Below are 20,719 nucleotides of genomic sequence, written 5' to 3' on the forward strand. Positions count from 1 at the left end.
CTACTCCTGCGGTTTTCTGATAGTGAGGATCCCACGGTACGCCGCACGCTGTTCCGCTGATTTTTTCGTCCGTCCGATGCCACGGCCGATCTCCTGACCGTCCAGCATCGCGGACACTTCGAAGCTCTTGTTGTGATCCGGTCCTTCTTCTTTCAGAAGAACGTATGTAAGTGTCTCGTCTGTGTGTCCCTGCACAATCTCCTGCAAGATAGTCTTGCTATCATAAAAGAGCTTTTTGTGTTCCATATCGTTGAGAATAAATCGATGAATAAACTCTTTTGCATTAGCAAAACCACCGTCCAGATAAATCGCACCGATCAGTGCCTCCATCGCATCCGACACCACCGAATCGCGCCCCCGTCCGCCGGTCGCATCCTCGCCTTTTCCAAGCAGCAAAAATCCACCCAGATCGATCTCCTGTGCGCAGAATGCAAGCGTCGGCTCGCAGACCAGACTCGCACGTGTCTTTGTCATATCGCCCTCCGGCATCTCCGGAAACGTGCGGAACAGAAAATCACTCGATACCACTTCCAGCACCGCGTCGCCTAAAAATTCAAGACGCTCGTTGCATCCCAGTTTTCCAAGATGGTGCTCATTGGCATACGAACTGTGTATCATCGCGTGTTCCAGAAGCTTCTTGTCCTGAAACGAATAGCCAATCCGTTTTTCCAATTTATTTAATGTATACTCCATATATTTCTCTCTTTCCAGCCTGTCCTGCTGCTGACTGATTCCGGCAATCATTGCTATTTGTGTCTGTGAGCCAGAGTCAAACATCCGTTCTTTTTGGAAAGGAGCTGTCGCGATCCTGCCCTTCGGCAGCCCGCCCAGCCCCTTTGCCTGACAGACTTCTCTATAACTTTTTAACAAACATTGAATTAGTTCAGTGCGTTCTTGATCTGCTCTACTGCATCGCCCACAGATACAATCTTTTCTGCCTCCTCAGTCGGAATTTCGATATCAAACTCCTCCTCGATTCCCATGATAATCTGAAAAATATCCAGAGAATCAGCGCCCAGATCATCCACAAACGTCGTATTTAACGTAATTTCATCCGCTTCTACATTCAGTACCTCCGCGATAATGTTCTGTAATTTTTCAAATTCCATAATTTTCTTCCTTTCTATGAACTTATTTTAAAATATTTAGAATTCTAGATTGATTAAAAACATATCGTTTTTTCGCTACATTTTATAATTTCACGAAAGTTTCACAGACTTTCCTTGATCTTTTCATTAATCGCCTGCTCTTTAAAGGTCACACACTGAAGAATCGAATTGCACACCTCGATGCGCTTGGAATTTCCGTGCGTCTTGACAACCAGCCCCTTCAATCCCAGAAGCGGTGCGCCGCCGTACTGGCTCGCATCGAATGCTTTGAGCGTCGTCTTTAACGCCGGTTTTACAAGCAATGCGCCGATCTTTGAGCGCAGGCTCGTCATCATGCCCTGTTTTACCATGGAAATCAGGGTTGCACCGACACCTTCATAGAGTTTCAGGATGACATTTCCGACAAATGCCTCGGAAACGATGACATCCGCGCCGCCGTGCGGAATCTCGCGTGCCTCGATGCTGCCGATGAAATTGATGTCCTTACATTCTTTTAAGAGCGGGAATGTCTCTTTCACCAGAGCATTGCCCTTCTCTTCCTCCGCACCGATGTTGACGATCGCCACACGCGGATTCTTGATTCCAACCACGTGTTCCATGTAGATGGATCCCATCTTTGCAAACTGTACCAGATGGGACGGTCTTGCATCGACATTGGCGCCGCAGTCGATCAGCAGGGACACGCCCTTTTCTGTCGGAATCAATGGAGCCAGTGGCGGACGTTCAACGCCCTTGATTCTGCCGACGATCACCTGTCCGCCGACCAGAATCGCGCCGGAGCTGCCCGCGGAACAGAATGCATCCGCCTCACCCCTGCGGACCATATTCATGCCGACCACGATGGACGAATCTTTCTTCGTGCGGATCGCATTGACCGGCGGTTCCTCCGTCTCGATGACCTCAGTCGCATTGACAACCTCGATCTGTTCTTTCTTATATGTATGCTTTTTTAATTCTTCTGATACGACTTCTTCCTTGCCGATCAGGAAAATCTGAATATCTTCCCTCGACTGGGCTGCCATCACGGCACCTGCCACGATCTCACCCGGTGCGTTGTCGCCCCCCATGGCATCTACTGCTATCTTAACCATTGCGTGTTCTCCTTCTATCATTTATAACGATACACATACCAAACCTGTCTTCCGCCACTGCGGCATATGTGGTCCGAACGAATCGCTCTTTCATCGTCACGCTGCAGCTGTCCCGCTTTTTATTGTCCACAGCCACATTACATCAATCTTTACTATACTAGAGATCAATCTATAAATCAATAAGATTTGAACCAATTTTCCATTGCATGCATCTGATTGGCAGCATCCTTCCTGCCGATATCATACGTCTCCTGCAATTTTTCAACACTATGTTCGGTTCTGCCGATTGGAAGCGCCACGCTCGGACGGATAACAAAAATTTTCCCCTCTTGTTCGAGGCGATCGATCCATTCCACCGTCTTATTATAGAAATAATAGCGGCTGCGAAGCGCCCTCACGAACGCCGGATATTTGTGATATGCCGCCTCCGGCAGCCAGAAATTGCCCGGTTTCTTGCGGTAGCCCGCCGGACGGGTCAGCACAACGACGCATTTTTTATACCCCATCTTAGCGAAGGCACGCAACGGAATGCTGTCCGTGCAGCCGCCGTCCAAAAGCTTCATTCCACCAACCTCGACCATATGGGACACATACGGAAGGGATGCCGTCGCACGGAAATATTCGACATCTTTGAACATATCTTTGATCTCCAGATACTCTGCTTTCCCTGTCTCCACATTGCTGCATGCAACATAAAACCGTGTATTTCCCCGGTCAAATGCCTCGTAATCATACGGATCCAGCCGTTCCGGTATATCATGGAAGCAGAACTGCTCATCCACCAGATTTCCCGTCCGCAGCCAGTTTTTAAAGCTCATAAAACGCTTGTCATTGCAGTATTTTTTATAATAGCGGATGCTCCGCTCCTTCTGCCCCGACACAAACGAAGCCCCATGCACTGCCCCCGCCGAGACGCCGATCACGCCGTCAAATGAAATATCATGATCCAAAAACACATCCAGGACGCCCGCTGTGTAAATACCGCGCATCCCGCCGCCCTCCAGAACGAGACCGGTCTTTTTTTCTTTTTTTAACTCTGTCATATATCATCAAACTCCTATTAAATATCTTATATACTATAAAACAAGATCAAACAGATAGCAAATACGATTTTTCTATCTAATTCCATATTTTTTAGTATAACGTTACTGTTCACGCATACGTGCCCAGTAACGGAATTTGCCGTGGCTTCGCATTTAAATACGGCAAATTCCTGCTGGCACCACGTTTTCTTACGGCACTTTCGGTTCCAAAAGTGCCCACCCGGAAACAGTAACAGTATAACACCTCGGCAGAAAAAGGGAAAGGGGGACGTGCGCCGCCTATGCACACGTTCCCCTTTCTCTTTTCCTTCGATATCTCTATTATTTTATTTCTGCATCGCGTCCATCCGCGCCTGCACATACTCCTCCAGCATCTTCGTCGTTCCCTCAATTCCCAGCCGGCTGCTGTTGATCGAAAGGTCATAATTTCTGGAATCTCCCCAGCGTCCGCGGCTGTAACAGTTGTGGTAGGATTTCCGCCTCCAGTCCTTCGTCTTTACCAGACGTTTCGCCTCGTCCTCTGAAAGTCCGTGCAGCTGCTCGATTCTCTTCACCCGTGTTTCCTCATCGCCCAGCACAAAGATCGTGATCAGTCCGTCATATTCCTTTAAAACCGTCTCCGCACACCGTCCAACTACCACAAACGATTTCCCTGAATCGGCCTTGTCTTTCAGGTAACTGAACTGCATCTGCGCCAGATTGTTCTCCAGAGAGCTTGAAAATCCGCTGACATTGCGCGCCAGAAAACGGTTTAGCGGCTTCTCGTCGTATTTTTCCAGCACACGCGGATCCACACCCTTTTCCTTGGCAATACTGTCCAGCATCCTATGATCATAAATCGGAAGTTCAAAATGCTCTGCCAGCGCTTCCGCTATCTTGTGTCCGCCGCTGCCAAACTGTCTGCTGACCGAGATGATCACTCTGTTTTTCCTCTCCTCCATATAAAAGCCCCCTTAAAAGTATCTCACATATATACAAACCATGGAAATCAGGATTACCAGCACCGTCGCCGGAGCTGCATACCGGCAATATTTCCCCCAGCCGATAAAATGTCCGTTTTTCGCTGCCACTGAGATACCAACTACGTTTGCCGAGGCTCCGATCGGAGTTCCGCAGCCGCCAATATCCGTACCCATCGAAAGCGCCCACGCCAGAACCGAGAGATCCATGCCGCCTGCCTGCGCCAGACTCCGGATAACCGGGATCATCGTCGCCGCAAATGGGATATTGTCCACAAATGCACTCGCAAGCGCCGACAGCCACAGCACAATCGCTACTACCCATTTTACATTATTTCCACTGACTGCGTCAATGATCCCTGCTAAAGAATTTAGGACGCCCGTCTGCTCCATGCCGCCGACCACGACAAAAAGACCAATGAAGAATAGCAGCGTCTTATAGTCAAGCTTCTTAATCATGCTGAGCGCCTCACCGCCGGATGCCAGCAGCGAAAAAGCACCGATAAATACGCCAATCGTCGCAACTGTCAGTCCCGTCTGTGCATGCGTCACCAGCATTACGATCGCCGCCGCAAAGATCACCACGCTGACCGCAAACCGTTTCCGATCCGTGATCGCCTCCTGTGGGGATGGATATGTAACCGCTTCGTCATGCTTTTCACTCGCCTTTAATTCTTTCCTAAAGGAAAAATAGAAAAACAGTACGACAAAAATCAGCGAAACACCCGCCATCATACCTGTATTTAAAATAAAATCTTTAAATGAATATCCGAGCGAGGTTCCGGTGATGATATTCGGCGGATCGCCGCACATCGTCGCAGAGCCGCCCAGATTCGAACAGAAGATCTCTGAAATGATCATCGGAATCGGATCAAAATGCAGAAGATGCGCCAGCTCTACCGTGACCGCTGCCAAAAAAAGAATAACGGTAATACTGTCGATAAACATCGCCAGAAACGCCGACATCAGCATAAATGAAATAAAAATCGGGATCGTCTTATAATGTACCGCCTTGGCGATTGTCAGGCACAGCCACCGGAAAAATCCCGCGCGCTCCATGCCCTCCACCATCAGCATCATACCGGCAATAAAAAGAATCGTCGCCCAGTTGATGCCGCTCGAGGACTCTGCCGCCGCCTCGGTCTGAAACCAGAAGTTCGGAACCATGAAGCTGTGCAGGCTCAGCGTCTCCGCCGCTGCCGCCTCACTGTGCATACAGACGCCAAACACCAGCACCAGCGTCAGAAGCCCGCATCCGAGCGATACGATATGCCTCTCAATGTGATCCCAGATGATAAGTCCAAACATTACAATAAAAATAATCACAGCCAAAATTTGTGCTGCCATCTTTGTGCCCCTCCTTTGTCAGTCCTTTTTCTGCCATCCTCCATACTGGCTTAGAACCCCTTGCAGTCTCTTCTCAGACCGCCCCTTCCCCTAGATTGTTAAAAAATAGGCAGTCATGAGATACCACCTCTATCTTACTACTTATTTCACAATATGCAAGTATACTTTTTGTTATTTTTTTCATTCCATCAGAAATAACTGTCACCTTATCTTTCAGCACTCTTTTCATGTATGTGTTTTCATTCTGCCCATCGTTCTGTTTGCAAATATTCTCTTAATTTTTCTCTGTTTTTAAATGCAAAAGAGACAGACCGCATATTCCGTGCAATCTGCCTCTTCTCACATCTATTTTACAATTCTGTCTTCATCTTCCCTGACGGATTTTCATCAAAATTGTTTCTTAAAAATTTTACAGAAGCGCCCCATCTTCCCCGACCTGCTTGCCGTCCGGCGTCGTCGTATTAACTAACATCGCGCCGTTTACATCCAGATAATACCATTTTCCATTCCAGAACACCCAGGTATTCGTCTTGCAATATGCATTTTCATCGAAGAAATACCACACACCGCCGATCTGCTGCCAGTTATTGGTCACATAGCTTCCATCGGAATTGCGGTACTTATAGCCAAGTGCATCCTGTTCCCACGCACCGGCTGCTGGACCGCTGCCTGCTTCCTTGAAGACAAGCGTCTTCTGAATTTCCTGCGCCTGCTCCGCCGTGATTGTGAAGGAATCCGATGTCTGCCATTCGCCGTGCCGTGAATCGCTGTAAACCGCGCGCACATCAAACGTGTAGGTTCCCGCCTGCGTAAGATAACGTCCAAGATTGTATTTCGTTTCTTTTCCCGGTTTTACCGTACTTAAAAATTTCTCATCCCGGTAAACGCGCAGCTCATAGTATTTCGCATCCTCACTGCTGTTCCACTCTGCAACGCCATCCATCTGATCCCACTCTGCCTCATCTACATCCAGGCTGTAATCACTGGAGGTTCCTTTTAAAGCTTTCAGGGTGATCACGACCCGGAGCTCCTCATCGCCCTTGCGCTTGATGGAAGTAACCGTCGCACTGTCACCGCTCAGGGTTACATTCTTTTTCGCATAACCGGATTTAAAATAATAATCATCGTCCGCCTCCAGAGTAACCTCCAGCTTTGGCTTATCCTTGTCCACCCATTTACCGGACGGCTCGTTGATCACATCAACATTGGAAATATCGCAATCACCGAAATCGAGCGAAACATCCACATCTGAACTCTCATCACCGACATGGATCGAGGACGAAACATTTAAGCCGATCGAGCCAACCGGGCTGCGGTCCTCCGTATCCTTCGACGCAAATGCCTGAAATGGGATCGCCGCCAGAAGCGCGGCGGCTGTGACGGTCAAAAGTAAATATTTTCCCTTTTTCATATGTAAAACCTCCTAACGTGATATTTATAAAACATTATCCCTCTTTTTTTCTTCTCTATATTAACAAAAAATAGCGGCATTGTACACCTTTTTGCATACAACACCGCCATCTACATAGTATCTCAGTTACTGTACACGCATACGTGTCCAGTAACTGAATTTGCCGTGGCTTCGCATTTAAATACGGCAAATTCCTGCTGCCACCACGTTTTCTTACGGCACTTTCGGTTCCAAAAGTGCCTACCCATGAACCAATGTCAGTAAGTTAAGCTTTAGCGTTAAATCCCCTATAGGAGTCTAACATATTTTTAAATTGATACTTGACAAAAATGTCAAAATATGCGACCGCTCTCGCTATTGATCTTTTTCAGAAGTAGCGAGAGCGGCCCCTGTAATTAGAAATATATTTTCATTTACAGGAGGCACATATATGACTTTCGCTAGTAAAAGTTAAATAACAAATAACAGTACATAAAATACTTTGTTAAATAACATTCTTATAGGGATAGTTGAGCTTAATGCTCTTCTATCCCCATTTTTTACATTTTTACTAATAAAAATCACAGATTTGATAATATTCACGAAATATAAAAAATGGAGAGATTGTTGCAAATTAATAATCTCTCCTGTTTTTGACCACATTTTATAAGCCATAAGTTATAGTTGCTAAAATCTACCCAAAAACACCTGTTAAACACCCTCTTGAAATGGGCTAAAAATGGGCTAAAATGCGAAAAATGGGTTAAGCAAAAATCGCTTAACCCCTTATTTTTCAATACTTGTAGCTTAGTCTTCTACTTTAACGATTTCTTTCTTGTTGTAGCTTCCGCAAGCTTTGCACACTCTGTGAGGCATCATCAGAGCACCGCACTTGCTGCACTTTACTAAGTTCGGAGCACTCATTTTCCAGTTAGCTCTGCGGCTGTCTCTTCTTGCTTTGGAAGATTTGTTCTTAGGACAGATAGACATGGTTACACCTCCTTAAATTCATTGAATATCTCCTGGATAACCGACATCCTTGGATCGAGCGACCTAGTGTCACAGGTACAAGTCCGAAGATTAAGATTTGTACCACATCTATTGCAAATCCCCTTGCAGTCTTCTCTGCACAGGACTTTCATAGGCAAGCTCAGTAGCAGTTCGTTGCAAACCAACTGGTCTACATCCAGATTGTACCCCTTCATAAAGGGTTCATCATCTAAACTCTCCTCCTGACCGTCCTGCACCTCAAACTCTCGTCCAAAATCCAGTTCGCAGTCGAAAGATACTGGCTCCAGACAACGCGCACAGTGACCTCCCACCGTCAGCGTCGCATGACCACTCATCGTATACTTATGCCGTGTCTTAGCCGTCAGTTCCAGTTCAAAAGGCTCAGCCTTCTCAATCTGAAACGTCTCTCCGTCAAAATCAACAGAGTCCAGCGCAGTCTCGACTGTATAGACTTTCTTTCTACCCTCGCAGTTAAAAAGTTCCGATAAATGAATCAGCATACTAATCTCCTAATACGCACTTTGATATTATACAAAGGTCGAGCGCGTTTGTCAATGATTAATTTTACATATTTTTGCAAATTTTAATTCATATTTAATTATTTTACCAGTGCAAGAGTCTCGCGGGCGATAGCCAGCTCTTCGTTGGTCGGAACCAGGAGAACCTGAACCTTGGAGTCGTCAGCAGAGATGATTCTCTCCTCACCTCTTACGTTGTTCTTCTCCTCATCCAGTTTAACGCCTAAGTAGGTCAGGCTGCTGCAAACATCTTTTCTCATCTTGATGTTGTTCTCGCCGATACCAGCGGTAAATGCGATTGCATCTACACCGTTCATAGCTGCTGCGTATGCACCGATATATTTGATTACGCGGTAATCGAATACGTCCAGGGCCAGCTGTGCTCTCTTGTTGCCAGTCTCAGCTGCTGCTTCCAGATCACGACCATCGCTGGATACGCCGGAGATACCGAGCATACCGGATTTCTTATTCAGGACTTCGTTCATCTCATCCAGGGACAGACCTTCTTTTTTACCTACGAAATCAATGATAGCCGGATCGAGGTCACCAGAACGTGTACCCATAACCAGACCTTCCAGTGGGGTCAGACCCATGCTGGTGTCTACGGATTTGCCGCAGTTTACAGCGGAGATGCTGGCACCGTTACCCAGGTGGCAAACGATGATCTTCATCTGATCATACGGTTTTCCAACGATCTCAGCGGTTCTCTTAGATACGTAGCTGTGGGAAGTACCGTGGAAGCCGTAACGTCTAACTTTGTATTTCTCATAGTATTCATACGGAATACCGTAGGTGTAAGCAACATCCGGCATGGTCTGATGAAAAGCGGTATCAAATACAGCTACCATCGGTACGCCTGGCATAAGTTCCTGGCAGGCACGGATACCGATCAGGTTTGCCGGGTTGTGAAGCGGTGCCAGATCGTTGCACTCTTCGATCGCTTTCATGGACTCGTCGTTGATTAAGCAGGAAGAAGTAAATTTCTCGCCGCCGTGTACGACACGATGTCCAACTGCACCTACCTCAGACAGGCTCTTAATAACGCCGCTCTTCTCGTTAGTCAGGGCTGCCAGAACTGCGTTGATAGCCTCTGTATGGGTCGGCATAGCGATCTCAGATTTCTCTTTTTCACCGCCCTCCGGCTGGTAAGTCAGCATACCGTCGATGCCGATTCTCTCGCAAAGACCCTTAGCCAGAACGCCCTCTGTCTCAGAGTTGATTAACTGATACTTTAAGGAAGAACTTCCGCAGTTAATAACTAAAATATTCATGGTAATAGATTCCTTTCTTTATAACATCACAATTCAGCCGCAGGTATTCTCTCTATATGCGGTTCACACGGAAGCATCTGCAAAAACGTCTGCACTGCCCTGTTGTGAACTGCAGGATTATGTATGAATACCGGGCTGAACTGTAATTATCACTTTTAATTCTTAATTAAACGGATTTAAGATTCTCTGACGCGGTGCCAGTTCTCCATCCATTTGATTCCAATTAATATTAATTATGCCTGCTGAGCCTGTACAGCTGTGATAGCTACTACGCCTACGATATCGTCTGCGAAGCATCCTCTGGACAGATCGTTTACCGGCATGGACAGACCCTGAAGAACCGGACCATAAGCGCCAGCTTTTGCAAGTCTCTGAACCAGTTTGTAACCAATGTTGCCTGCTTCCAGGGACGGGAATACTAAGGTGTTAGCATGTCCAGCTACGGAGCTGCCCGGTGCCTTAGCCTCGCCTACAGACGGAACCAGTGCTGCATCAAGCTGAAGCTCGCCATCCAGTTTCAGTTCCGGGAACTTCTCATGAGCGATCTTAACTGCATCTGCTACCTTGGTAACATCATCATGTTTAGCGGAACCCATAGAAGAATAGGACAGCATAGCTACCTTCGGCTCTGCGCCAACCAGCATCTTGAAGCTCTCTGCGGACAGACCAGCGATCTCAGCCAGCTTGTTGGAATCGAAGTCAGTGTTTACTGCACAGTCAGCGAATACGAACAGACCGTTCTCACCGAACTCGCAATCCGGAACTTCCATCAGGAAGAAGCCAGATACAGAGCTGATACCCGGTTTGGTCTTCAGAAGCTGCAGAGCCGGACGAATGGTGTTGCCGGTAGAATGGCATGCACCAGATACAGCGCCGTCAGCATCGCCGCACTTGCACATCAGGCAAGCATAGTACATATAGTCTTTCTCCATCTGCTCTTTTGCGACTTCCGGAGTAACACCTTTTTTGCCTCTTAATTCAACGAACTTGTCGATGTATTTCTGCTTATTCGGATCATTGTACGGGTCAACGATGGTGGCACCGGAAATGTCGAAGCCTTTGCCGTTTTTCTCAATCTCTTCCGGAGTACCGATGATGATCAGATTTGCGATACCCTCTTTCAGAATTTTCTCAGCTGCCTCGTATGTTCTCTTGTCCATTGACTCTGGAAGAACGATGGTTTTCTTGTCTGCTTTTGCTCTTTCCTTAATCTTGTCAATAAATGCCATGGTTATAAAACCCCTTTCATAAGTGTGTGTCTATTACTGCTAACATTATATACCAGTTGTTTATTGTATACAAGAGCGATTTTCAAATTTTTGATTAATTAAATTTTTAACAAGATGCACTATAATTTTTCCTTTACGCTCCCGCACTTCCACTATATAATGTAAATGAAGCAGAAAATGGCTGCTATTTTTTACAGATTTTTCTGCCGCAACAGCAACAGTCTTTTATTTTTATTTCTATTATAAATAGGCTGCTACAAAATTCCTCGCAAAAATGCAAAAAACAGGATTGAAATTTATGAAAATCGTTGGTTTAATTACCGAATATAACCCGTTCCATGCCGGACATCTGTATCATATGCAGCAGGCAAGGGAACTGACCGGCGCGGACTACTGTGTCGTCCTGATGAGCGGCAGCTTCGTCCAGCGCGGCGAACCCGCCATCTTTGATAAGTACCGTCGTACAAAAGCCGCTCTTCTCGCCGGTGCCGACCTGGTACTTGAGATGCCGGTCGCTTTTTCTACCGCCTCGGCGCATGAATTTGCCGCCTATGGAGTCGCGCTTCTGTCGGCGATCGGTGTGGATGCCGTTGTGTTCGGCAGTGAATGCGGGCAGATTGAAATCCTTAAGCAGGCTGCTTATGCGCTGAATCATGAATCGGCGGAATTTCAGGAACGGCTGCGGAAAGGGTTGAAGGCGGGACTGACTTATCCGCAGGCACGGGCGAAGGCTCTGGGAGAAACACAGGCGGGCGGGACAAGAGTTGAAAATGTGGAAGATTTTCACACAAATACAGATGTGTCGAACTCTCATATATGGTCTTCCATTTTAAACTCCCCTAATAATATCCTTGGGATTGAATATCTGCGGGCGGCGGAAGATCTGCACAGCCCGATGGAATTTTATACGATTTCGCGGGAGGGAAGCGGGTATCATGAAGATACACTGGCAGATGCTAACTTTCCATCGGCTTCGGCAATTCGCGGGATAATTCGAAACTCACTTTCAAAAGACAAAGATTTGCTCGATATTCTGGCATCTCACTTGCCAGCCGTAACACATCCCGCATATACAGGTGCGGTTCCAGTTTTTGTGGATGATTTTTCAGAGCTTTTGAATGCTGCTGTTTTACAGCTGCAGGCGACATTTTCTATCGCAGATCTCTCCCCGGAGCTTGCCGCCCGCCTTGCAAAACCACCTTACTTTCCTCTCTCTTTTGAAGAACGGATTCAGGCATTAAAGACGCGCCAGCTTACCTACACGCGTGTCAGCCGTGCGCTTCTGCATCTGGTACTCGGTATGCGCGAGGAAGATATTTCCCGGTGGAAGGACGAGGGCTATGCACTCTATGCACGGATTCTCGGTTTTCGCAGGCAGAGCAGCCCTCTGCTCTCCTGTCTGCATAAAAAAAGCAGCATCCCCCTCATCACTAAAATGGCAGATGCCGCCCAGAACCTCTCCCCGTCGGCGCTCGCGCTGCTGGATCAAGAGGTGTACGCCTCGCATTTATACCAGACGGTGCGGATGAAGCGCAGCGGCGTATTTCAAAATGAATATACAGAAGGACTGGTTTTTGTATAAAAATGAACCAGTTTTCAAGTCGAACGTCCGTGAGACTTGGCGCGTGATTCTGGTCAGCGAAGCTGACATATTCCATACAGAATCACTGCGCATCCCCGCGGAGCGTTTATCTCAGTCGGAGACCCACCTCCCACTGAGACAAATTTGCTATTACTCGCCACCTAAAGAGGTGGGACTCTTCTCGACTGAGATAAAACTTACAAATGGAGGAAACCACAGTGAATAGAAAATCACCTATTATCATCGGAATTGCCGGAGGAACTGGTTCAGGAAAATCCACTTTTACAAACCGTCTGAAAGACGCATTTGGTGATCAGGTGACCGTGCTTTACCACGACAACTACTACCGCGCCCACGACGATATGCCATTTGAACAGCGCAAAAAGCTGAACTACGACCACCCGGATGCATTTGAGACGGAGCTGCTTCTTGAGCATCTCAACAAACTGAAAAACTGGGAGGCAATCGACTGTCCAACCTACAACTACGCCAACCACAACCGCGCCGAAGCAACCATTCACATCGAGCCGCGCCCGGTTATCCTGTTGGAGGGCATTCTCGTTCTCTATGACGAAGCACTCCGCAATCTGCTCGACATCCGCATTTTCGTCGATGCCGACGCCGACGAGCGCATCCTCCTCCGAATCTTACGTGACACGAAAGAGCGCGGACGCGATATCGAAAACATCATCGATCAATACCTGACCACCGTCAAACCGATGCATGCCCTCTTTGTAGAACCGACCCGCGCCTATGCGGATGTGGTTACCAACAGCGGGCGGAATGAGGTTGCATTCTCGCTGGTGCGCGGGGAGATTGCACGGCTGCTGGATGAGGCGAAGGCGAGAGAATAATATTTCAAAATATTGGGATCATCGAGGTCACAAATGAGGTCATCGAGGTCATGATTTGATTTCTGACCTCAATGACCTCATTCTGACCTCGATTTACACACCAAAAAGCAGCGGTATCACACTGTCAGCGCTCCATTCTTTTTTGAATGTCTCGCTGCTGCCGATACCGCCGCTTTTTCCTATATACTTTTTCTATGATATCTGCTCTAACATAACATTTTGTTTAATTCATCATCACACAGCTCTGCTCGATCTCAATCTGGCTCTCCGCAATCACTCCTTGAAACTGTTCATATTCCGCCGGTTCCATCCGCCAGGCAATTCCACAGCCTGCTGAGAGTTCGCGTGGGACAGGCACCAGGCGCCCTCTGATTCCCTGTTCCCGGCAGAATGCCTCCATCTCCATCGCCGCAGCCGTCGTGTGAAAGGTAAAAATCCGATATTCCCGTTTCTGCCTCATCATTTCCACCTATTTAATATTCCAGAGCAGCATCACGCTTCAAAGGTAATGGTGAAACAGCCGTTTTCCAGCACCTTGGTGTGCCCCTCTTTTCCATGATACTCCAACGTGCGCTCAATATTCGTCCGGGTGTGTGCCTCATCGCCAAGCACACGGATCTGTTTTCCCGGATGTTCATCCATCGCATCCATCACCATCAAAACCGGTTCCGGACAGGAGAGTCCCCGCACATCTACCTCAACAAAATCTGACATTTTCCGTTTCCTCTTTTCTTTATTTCTTTCTACGTTTCATATTTGCCGCTGCAATCACGAATAACAGGGCAATACATACAATTACGGCAATTTTGCCCGGCATCGCCGGACCACCCAAAACGGCTGCCTCTGTCTCGGTTGCCGCTTTTGCTGCCGCACCAACCAGGTTAAAATTGTGTGCAAGTGCCGCCCCTAACAGCATTCCCAGAAAGGTTACCGCACTGTCCGAGGAGCCCTGCCCTGCCAGAATGATCTGACGCAGCGGGCATCCGCCAGCCAGAACGGCTGCAAATCCAACGGCATACATACCCAGAATATTCCAGAGATGCTGGGAGTGCGCGATCGGCTGACCGGAAAAGCTCAAATGGAAATTGCCAGTTGCAAGGTTAAAAATCAGCATGACTGCAAACAGTGCACCGATAATGCTGAGCAGATCAAAGTTTTTCATCAGAATCACATCACGGATGCTACCTGCAAAACACATACGGCTCTTCTGTGCCAATGCACCAATCAGGAGAGCCGCAACCAGGGAAATCAGAACCGGTGCGTGCTTGCTTCCCGGTCCTTCCGTGCTGGCTGCGTATACGCCTGTTACTGCTCCAATGATAAAAAGCGCCAGAAGGAGCACCGGAAGCACATATCCGCTTGATTTCTGCGTCTCATACGCTCTGCCCAGCGAAAATCCCTTTTTCAGGAAGAACGAACCAGTTGCAATACCGCCTGCAAATCCAACCAGCGCTACATACGCATTCAGGTCACCGGCTGCCATACGCAGAACCATACGCAGCGGACACCCTAAGAATACCAGCGCGCCAATTACCATGATCGCACCCAGAACAAAGCGGATCATCGGTGAAGAACCTGCTGTCGCCCTATACTCGTTCGTCACCAGTGAGATTGCAAATGCTCCCACTGCAAATCCTACAATCTCCGGACGGAAATACTGAACCGGTGCTGCTGAGTGAAGTTTCAGCGCGCCCGCCGTATCACGTACGAAGCACGCAATACAGATCGCCATATTGGCCGGATTTCCAAAATACGCCAGCAATGCTGCCAGCACACCCACAAGCGCGCCTGCCACTGCCAGCTTCCATGTCTTGTCAAATACTTTCATACCTGCCTCCTTTTTTATTTCATGTACTCTTAAAGTTTTTCTCACCCTCGTCATTGTGGGTGATTTCACGCACCACACTCGCATTTCATCAATACATATCAGAAATTTGAGTGCATCTGGCAAAAAAATCATCTCACAAAATCAAACAAGAAAAATTTCAAGCGCGTACATTTCATGGATCTATCCATACTTTCCGCAGACAAGTATAACATCCTGTATTTTTATGGTAAAATCGTTTATATTGATATTTGCTATAAACTTATTGATATTTTCAATAAATAAAGCTACACTCTTCTTTAGAGATTGTTTTCACCTGTCTACTATTCATTTTAATTTTGGATTTTATCACAGAATCATTAAAAATTGATTTTATCTATAGAAAGGATTTTAAATATATGGACATCCGCCAATTAGAAGCTTTCGTGTACACCGTCAAATATCAGAGTTTTTCGCTTGCCGCCCAGAAGCTGTACATCTCACAGCCGACTGTCAGCGCCCACATCCGCAGTCTGGAGGAGGAATTTCACACCCAGCTTTTAAAGCGCACCACCAAATCGCTCTCCCTGACTCCTGCCGGGACAAAATTATATTCCTATGCCACGGAGATTCTGACCCTGCAGCAGAAAGCAATCGTGGAACTCGCCAACGAGACGAAACCGCAGCTTCGGATCGGCGCATCCTCCGTTCCGTCCCTTTATTTTCTGCCGGAACTTTTAAGCGCTTATCACGCAGTTCATCCTGATATCCGTGTCTATGCCTCCTGCTCAGACAGCCTGGACGTTGTACATAAGGTGGATGACGGCATCTGCGACATCGGTCTGGTCGGAACTACTACCTCGGACACCTCCTGCGAATTTCTCCCCTTTGCCTCCGATGAGCTTGTGATCGCTGCCCCCGCCACACCGCATTATCAGGCTTACCAGTCTATTCCATCACCGCTGGATGCCCTCTTAAAAGAACCGTTTCTGCTCCGGGAAGATAATTCCGGCACAAAACAGGAAACCCTTTATTTCCTGAAAAATAAAGGGCTTTCACTCGATGATTTAAATGTTATTGCCGTGATGGACGATGCCGCCGCCCTCAAGCAATGTATCATGCTGGGAATGGGCATCTCCATTCTCTCAAAAGCAACTGTGCAGGCAGACGCACGGCAGGGGAAACTGCTTCTCTTTCCGCTTGGGGAAGCTGCCTTTCTCCGGAAACTCTATCTGGTGTATTCACCGGTTAAGTATATGGCGGAGGAAGGCGGGGTGTTTTTGGAATTTGCGAAGAGGTTTTATCAGCTATAACTGTCCAGCATTATCAACCCCCATAAAAGTGCTTTCTAAATTTCCTACGCCTCTTCCCCCACCAACAACCCATACAACGTCGGCTTCACATGCAATTCCTTCATCATTGTCTCTAATGCCGCCCCGTCTGCTTTCTTGCCCTGGCGGATCGCACGGATCATGATGTTTTTCGGTGTGTGTTCCATGTCGATGAATTCGAGAATCTGCGTCCGGTAGCCGGACATTTCGAGGAGCTGCCCACGGATTCCGTCGGTCAGAAGCGCCGACATACGTTCTTTCAGAAGGCCGTACTGTAAAACCGGCGACAGAAGGTCGTTCTGAATCTGCTTGTTAATCTCATGCTGACAGCATGGAACGGAAAGAATGACTTTTGCGCCCCATTTGACCGCTTTTGCCAGCGCATAATCGGTCGCTGTATCACAGGCGTGCAGCGTCACGACCATATCGACCTGATCGACGCCCTCATATCCGGCGATGTCGCCGTGCAGGAAGGTCAGGTTCTCAAATCCAAACTTCTTGCTCAGGCGGTTGCAAAGCGCAATGACATCTTTTTTCAAATCCAGACCGATGACACGGATCGAATATTTTTTCAGTACATGCAGATAGTAATACATCGCAAACGTCAGATATGATTTCCCGCATCCGAAATCAATGATCGTATTCGTCCGGTTCGGATCGAGATTCGGAAGTACATCCTCAATAAATTCCAGGAAACGGTTGATCTGGCGAAATTTGTCGTAGCGGGATTTCACAACTTTGCCTTCTGCCGTCATGACACCGAGATCTACCAGAAATGGGACTGGGACGCCTTCCTGAAGGACGTATTTTTTAGTACGGTTATGGGATAACGAAGCCAGACGTTCTGAAAACGCTGCGGCATCCATGCCAGCCGACAGTCCTGTTCCGGCATTTTTCTGCTGTTTCGCATTGCTCTGCAGTTTACCATTTCCCTGTATTTTAGCACTTCTCTGCATCTTTCTGTTTTCGTGACTTGACTGACTCTGACCCGATTTTTCGAGCGAATTTTCTTTCACATCTGCATGGCTCTTCGCCGGCATCTGCTTTCCAGCTTTCTGCACATCACCTGCTGCCACCGATACTGTCCGATTCTCTGCCCTTTTAACCCCCACCTTCTTCTCTTTGATCGTCACTGTCCCCTTCTTACTGATCAGAATATTGACAATCCCGTGAAGCGACGCGATCTCCGCATTGCGGTAACGGTTTTCCAGTTCTCCGAGCAGGTACTCGGCGGTCTTTTCTGCGTTCTGATTTTTCTGAAATGCCTGTTTTTCCGTAAATTCTTCCGTCTGAAAAGCAAGCGCCCCCCGCAGAAGCAGAGGACGCACGGTTAATTTCAGATAGGATTCACGGGTTCTCGGGTTGCTGAAAATGATTCGCTCCAGATCGGCATCGAGATACCGCAGAAGCACCTCTCTCAGTTCCTGTGATTTATCCATATGAAACTCCTATTAGTTCTTAAAGCTGTGTACTGGTGCCGGGATACGTCCGGTACGTTTGACAAAGTTGTCGCAGGAGAAACGGTTGACCGGAATGATCGGCGCATAGCCAAGCAGACCGCCGAACTCTGCCGTATCGCCCACTGTTTTTCCGATGACCGGAATCAGGCGGACTGCCGTTGTCTTCTGGTTGATCATGCCGATTGCCGCCTCGTCCGCGATGATACCGGCGATCGTGGTCGCTTTCGTATCGCCTGGGATCGCAATCATATCAAGACCTACAGAGCAGACACAGGTCATTGCTTCCAGCTTCTCAATCGTAAGCGCACCCTCAGAAACTGCATCGATCATGCCCTGATCCTCGCTGACCGGAATAAACGCACCACTGAGTCCGCCAACATAGGAGGACGCCATGATGCCGCCCTTCTTAACCTGATCATTTAACATTGCCAGCGCTGCTGTTGTACCCGGGGCACCGCTGCGCTCTAAGCCGATCTCTTCCAGAATCTCCGCCACACTGTCTCCGACTGCCGGAGTCGGTGCCAGCGACAGATCAATGATGCCAAACGGAACGCCCAGACGTTTGGACGCCTCCTGTGCTACCAGCTGTCCAACACGGGTGATCTTGAACGCCGTCTTCTTGATCGTCTCACACAGCACCTCAAAGTTCTCGCCACGTACCTTTTCCAGAGCCGTCTTTACAACTCCCGGACCGCTGACGCCGACGTTGATGATCGCATCCGCCTCAGTCACGCCATGGAATGCACCTGCCATGAACGGGTTATCATCCGGCGCGTTGCAGAATACAACCAGCTTCGCACAGCCGAGGGAATCATTGTCCTTCGTTGCCTCTGCGGTTGCCACAACCATCTCGCCCATCAGACGGACCGCATCCATGTTAAGACCTGTCTTGGTAGAACCGACATTGATGGAGCTGCACACACGGTCGGTGCAGGCAAGTGCCTGCGGGATCGAGCGGATCAGAAGCTCTTCCGCCGGTGTCATTCCCTTGGAAACCAATGCGGAATAGCCTCCGATAAAGTTGACGCCCACTTCTTTCGCTGCCTTATCAAGTGTTTTCGCAATCTCTACAAAATCCTCGCTCTTCTTGCAGGCACTTCCACCTACCAGCGCGATCGGAGTAACCGAGATACGTTTATTGACGATCGGAACCCCAAATTCACGTCCGATGGCATCGCCGGTCGATACAAGATCTTTCGCATAAGTTGTAATCTTATTGTAGATCTTCTCATTCATCTTCGCCAGATCACTGTCCACACAGTCTAAGAGGCTGATACCCATCGTGATCGTCCGCACATCCAGTTTTTCATGCGCGATCATGTTATTAGTTTCCAGAACTTCCTGCATGTTAATCATTGGTTTTACGTCCTTTCTGAAAATATTTGCTTAGATTCTGTGCATACTGGTAAAAATCTCTTCTCTCTGACAGAGAATCTTTACGCCGATCTCCTGTCCCAGCTTGTCCAGCTCATGCGCCATATCATCAAAGGATGTCTTGGAACCGGAAATATCCACGATCATCATCATATTGAAATATTCCTGCAGGATCGTCTGCGTGATGTCAAGAATGTTCATGTTGTGGTCAGCCAGATAATTACACGTTTTTGCAACGATACCGACGCGGTCCTGTCCAACGATAGTAATAATAATCTTACTCATAGCTTTCATCCTCCTGTGTGCTCTCCGTCCTATGGCGGAAATGTTTTTATGACTTACTAATTTCTATAAAAACTCAACTGCCATCCGGCTGCTGACTTTTACACCTAAAATGATATTCCGTTACTGGACACGTATGCGTGTACAGTAACGATATTTCTGTCAACCCCACACGTTTGTCCATGTCTCCAAGCCATAACCCCAAATATATCTTCTGGCTTGTTTTCAGACTTTGTATAACCAATTTTAATACTTTTACGTCTTCTACACCGTCACAATCTGCGACACTGCATCGCGTTTTGCCACTGTGATCGGGAAATCATTCGCCTTATACGGCGTATCTCCCTCTGTGATCTCCAGACGCACCGTCTCATATGCCAGCTCTTCGTAATTATTTTCCTTACTCAGATGCCCCAGGAAAATATGCTTCAAATTGTCATGCAGAATGGAACTTAAAAGCCGCCCCGCATTTTCATTGGAAAGGTGTCCGTAATCGCCTAAGATACGACGCTTCAGGTAATACGGATACGGTCCTGCCTCCAGCATTTTGACATCGTGGTTGGCTTCCAGCAAAATCGCATCCAGCCCCTGCAGATGGTCAATGATGTACTGGGAATAATGCCCCATATCCGTCGCCACCGCCACCGATCTTTTTTCATTCTGAACCCGGTAGGCAACAGGATTCGCTGCATCATGGTCGATCCGGAACGGTTTGACTTCCAGATCTCCTACCATAAAATCAACATCCGGCGTAATCGGGTGCATCAGATCTTCCGGAATCTCGCCAAGACTCTTGGAATCCTGAATTTCCTCTAATGTCTCTTTTGTGCTGTAAATAGGTGTGCCATATTTGCGCGCCAACACGCCGAGCCCTTTGATATGGTCGGAATGTTCATGCGTGATGAGAATTCCATCCAGTTCCCGCGCATTCAGCCCCAGGTCATTTAACCCCATCTCAATACGCTTGTTGCTGATCCCCGCATCCACCAGAACGTGGGTGTTGTCGCTTCCTATATAAATACAATTCCCGCTGCTGCCGCTGGCAATACTAACCATCCGCATAT

The 20,719-nt window shown here is 47.9% G+C and carries 21 protein-coding genes; 3 read left to right on the plus strand and 18 right to left on the minus strand.

From position 1 onward, the window contains the following. The 11 genes from rnc to pta all read right to left on the minus strand — a co-directional run bounded on the left by rnc (position 1) and on the right by pta (position 10,968). Positions 1 to 693 carry a ribonuclease III gene (gene rnc / locus DWY89_RS01705; RefSeq protein WP_107000387.1) on the minus strand — a complete coding sequence of 231 codons (693 nt, stop codon included), beginning with the start codon at positions 691 to 693 and terminating at the stop codon, positions 1 to 3. 185 nt (positions 694 to 878) lie between these two features. After that, positions 879 to 1,109 (minus strand): acyl carrier protein, encoded by a 231-nt coding sequence (gene acpP, locus DWY89_RS01710; protein ID WP_022360452.1) that lies wholly within the window; start codon positions 1,107 to 1,109, stop codon positions 879 to 881. A gap of 101 nt (positions 1,110 to 1,210) precedes the next feature. After that, on the minus strand, positions 1,211 to 2,200 hold the full coding sequence (gene plsX / locus DWY89_RS01715) for a phosphate acyltransferase PlsX (protein ID WP_106999768.1): 990 nt from the start codon (positions 2,198 to 2,200) through the stop codon (positions 1,211 to 1,213). Positions 2,201 to 2,376: 176 nt separating this feature from the next. Then, positions 2,377 to 3,243 (minus strand): patatin family protein, encoded by an 867-nt coding sequence (locus DWY89_RS01720; protein ID WP_106999767.1) that lies wholly within the window; start codon positions 3,241 to 3,243, stop codon positions 2,377 to 2,379. 326 nt (positions 3,244 to 3,569) lie between these two features. Beyond that, positions 3,570 to 4,184 (minus strand): cytidylate kinase-like family protein, encoded by a 615-nt coding sequence (locus DWY89_RS01725; protein WP_106999766.1) that lies wholly within the window; start codon positions 4,182 to 4,184, stop codon positions 3,570 to 3,572. Between the two features lie 12 nt (positions 4,185 to 4,196). Beyond that, positions 4,197 to 5,549 (minus strand): SLC13 family permease, encoded by a 1,353-nt coding sequence (locus tag DWY89_RS01730; protein WP_118524103.1) that lies wholly within the window; start codon positions 5,547 to 5,549, stop codon positions 4,197 to 4,199. Positions 5,550 to 5,958: 409 nt separating this feature from the next. Next, positions 5,959 to 6,960 (minus strand): hypothetical protein, encoded by a 1,002-nt coding sequence (locus DWY89_RS01735; RefSeq protein ID WP_118524102.1) that lies wholly within the window; start codon positions 6,958 to 6,960, stop codon positions 5,959 to 5,961. 786 nt (positions 6,961 to 7,746) lie between these two features. Continuing rightward, positions 7,747 to 7,929 (minus strand): 50S ribosomal protein L32, encoded by a 183-nt coding sequence (gene rpmF / locus DWY89_RS01740; RefSeq protein ID WP_003499726.1) that lies wholly within the window; start codon positions 7,927 to 7,929, stop codon positions 7,747 to 7,749. Between the two features lie 2 nt (positions 7,930 to 7,931). Beyond that, positions 7,932 to 8,450, minus strand: a complete 519-nt coding sequence (locus DWY89_RS01745; protein ID WP_022360443.1) for a DUF177 domain-containing protein — start codon at positions 8,448 to 8,450, stop codon at positions 7,932 to 7,934. Positions 8,451 to 8,548: 98 nt separating this feature from the next. Beyond that, complete coding sequence (locus DWY89_RS01750) at positions 8,549 to 9,739, minus strand: acetate kinase (protein WP_022360442.1); 1,191 nt, start codon at positions 9,737 to 9,739, stop codon at positions 8,549 to 8,551. A gap of 233 nt (positions 9,740 to 9,972) precedes the next feature. Continuing rightward, the gene (pta, locus tag DWY89_RS01755; protein ID WP_022360441.1) at positions 9,973 to 10,968 is read right to left on the minus strand and encodes a phosphate acetyltransferase; all 996 of its coding nucleotides are present in this window, start codon (positions 10,966 to 10,968) and stop codon (positions 9,973 to 9,975) included. 298 nt (positions 10,969 to 11,266) lie between these two features. On the opposite strand from pta, the gene DWY89_RS01760 reads away from it, so the two are divergent. Both DWY89_RS01760 and udk read left to right on the plus strand, forming a co-directional pair. Further along, positions 11,267 to 12,550, plus strand: coding sequence for a nucleotidyltransferase family protein (locus DWY89_RS01760; RefSeq protein WP_118524302.1), 1,284 nt, complete (start codon positions 11,267 to 11,269; stop codon positions 12,548 to 12,550). A gap of 218 nt (positions 12,551 to 12,768) precedes the next feature. Beyond that, on the plus strand, positions 12,769 to 13,404 hold the full coding sequence (gene udk / locus DWY89_RS01765) for a uridine kinase (RefSeq protein ID WP_243022658.1): 636 nt from the start codon (positions 12,769 to 12,771) through the stop codon (positions 13,402 to 13,404). A gap of 223 nt (positions 13,405 to 13,627) precedes the next feature. On the opposite strand, the gene DWY89_RS01770 is transcribed toward udk, so the two are convergent. The 3 genes from DWY89_RS01770 to yedE are packed head-to-tail and all read right to left on the minus strand — an operon-like array spanning position 13,628 to position 15,286. Continuing rightward, entirely contained in the window at positions 13,628 to 13,864 is a 237-nt protein-coding gene (locus tag DWY89_RS01770) for a DUF3343 domain-containing protein (protein WP_118524304.1), read from the minus strand. Positions 13,865 to 13,896: 32 nt separating this feature from the next. Continuing rightward, positions 13,897 to 14,118, minus strand: coding sequence for a sulfurtransferase TusA family protein (locus DWY89_RS01775; protein WP_118481752.1), 222 nt, complete (start codon positions 14,116 to 14,118; stop codon positions 13,897 to 13,899). A 19-nt stretch (positions 14,119 to 14,137) separates the two neighbouring features. After that, positions 14,138 to 15,286: a YedE family putative selenium transporter gene (yedE, locus tag DWY89_RS01780; RefSeq protein ID WP_270224039.1), complete on the minus strand. Its 1,149-nt coding sequence runs from the start codon at positions 15,284 to 15,286 to the stop codon at positions 14,138 to 14,140. Positions 15,287 to 15,627: 341 nt separating this feature from the next. Here yedE and DWY89_RS01785 point away from each other — a divergent pair, with 341 nt between their 5' ends. Continuing rightward, positions 15,628 to 16,521: a selenium metabolism-associated LysR family transcriptional regulator gene (locus DWY89_RS01785; RefSeq protein WP_147353321.1), complete on the plus strand. Its 894-nt coding sequence runs from the start codon at positions 15,628 to 15,630 to the stop codon at positions 16,519 to 16,521. 44 nt (positions 16,522 to 16,565) lie between these two features. Here the strand turns inward: DWY89_RS01785 and DWY89_RS01790 are convergent, their stop codons facing one another. The 4 genes from DWY89_RS01790 to DWY89_RS01805 form a co-directional block, all read right to left on the minus strand. Continuing rightward, positions 16,566 to 17,978 carry an SAM-dependent methyltransferase gene (locus DWY89_RS01790; protein ID WP_243022660.1) on the minus strand — a complete coding sequence of 471 codons (1,413 nt, stop codon included), beginning with the start codon at positions 17,976 to 17,978 and terminating at the stop codon, positions 16,566 to 16,568. 12 nt (positions 17,979 to 17,990) lie between these two features. Then, the gene (locus DWY89_RS01795) at positions 17,991 to 19,355 is read right to left on the minus strand and encodes a PFL family protein (protein ID WP_106999746.1); all 1,365 of its coding nucleotides are present in this window, start codon (positions 19,353 to 19,355) and stop codon (positions 17,991 to 17,993) included. Positions 19,356 to 19,385: 30 nt separating this feature from the next. After that, the gene (locus tag DWY89_RS01800) at positions 19,386 to 19,658 is read right to left on the minus strand and encodes an ACT domain-containing protein (RefSeq protein ID WP_022360436.1); all 273 of its coding nucleotides are present in this window, start codon (positions 19,656 to 19,658) and stop codon (positions 19,386 to 19,388) included. A gap of 261 nt (positions 19,659 to 19,919) precedes the next feature. Then, positions 19,920 to 20,717 (minus strand): MBL fold metallo-hydrolase, encoded by a 798-nt coding sequence (locus DWY89_RS01805; protein ID WP_022360435.1) that lies wholly within the window; start codon positions 20,715 to 20,717, stop codon positions 19,920 to 19,922. Positions 20,718 to 20,719 lie beyond the last annotated feature (2 nt).

Source organism: Clostridium sp. AF27-5AA, from assembly GCF_003478415.1.
Taxonomy (GTDB): domain Bacteria; phylum Bacillota; class Clostridia; order Lachnospirales; family Lachnospiraceae; genus Otoolea; species Otoolea fessa.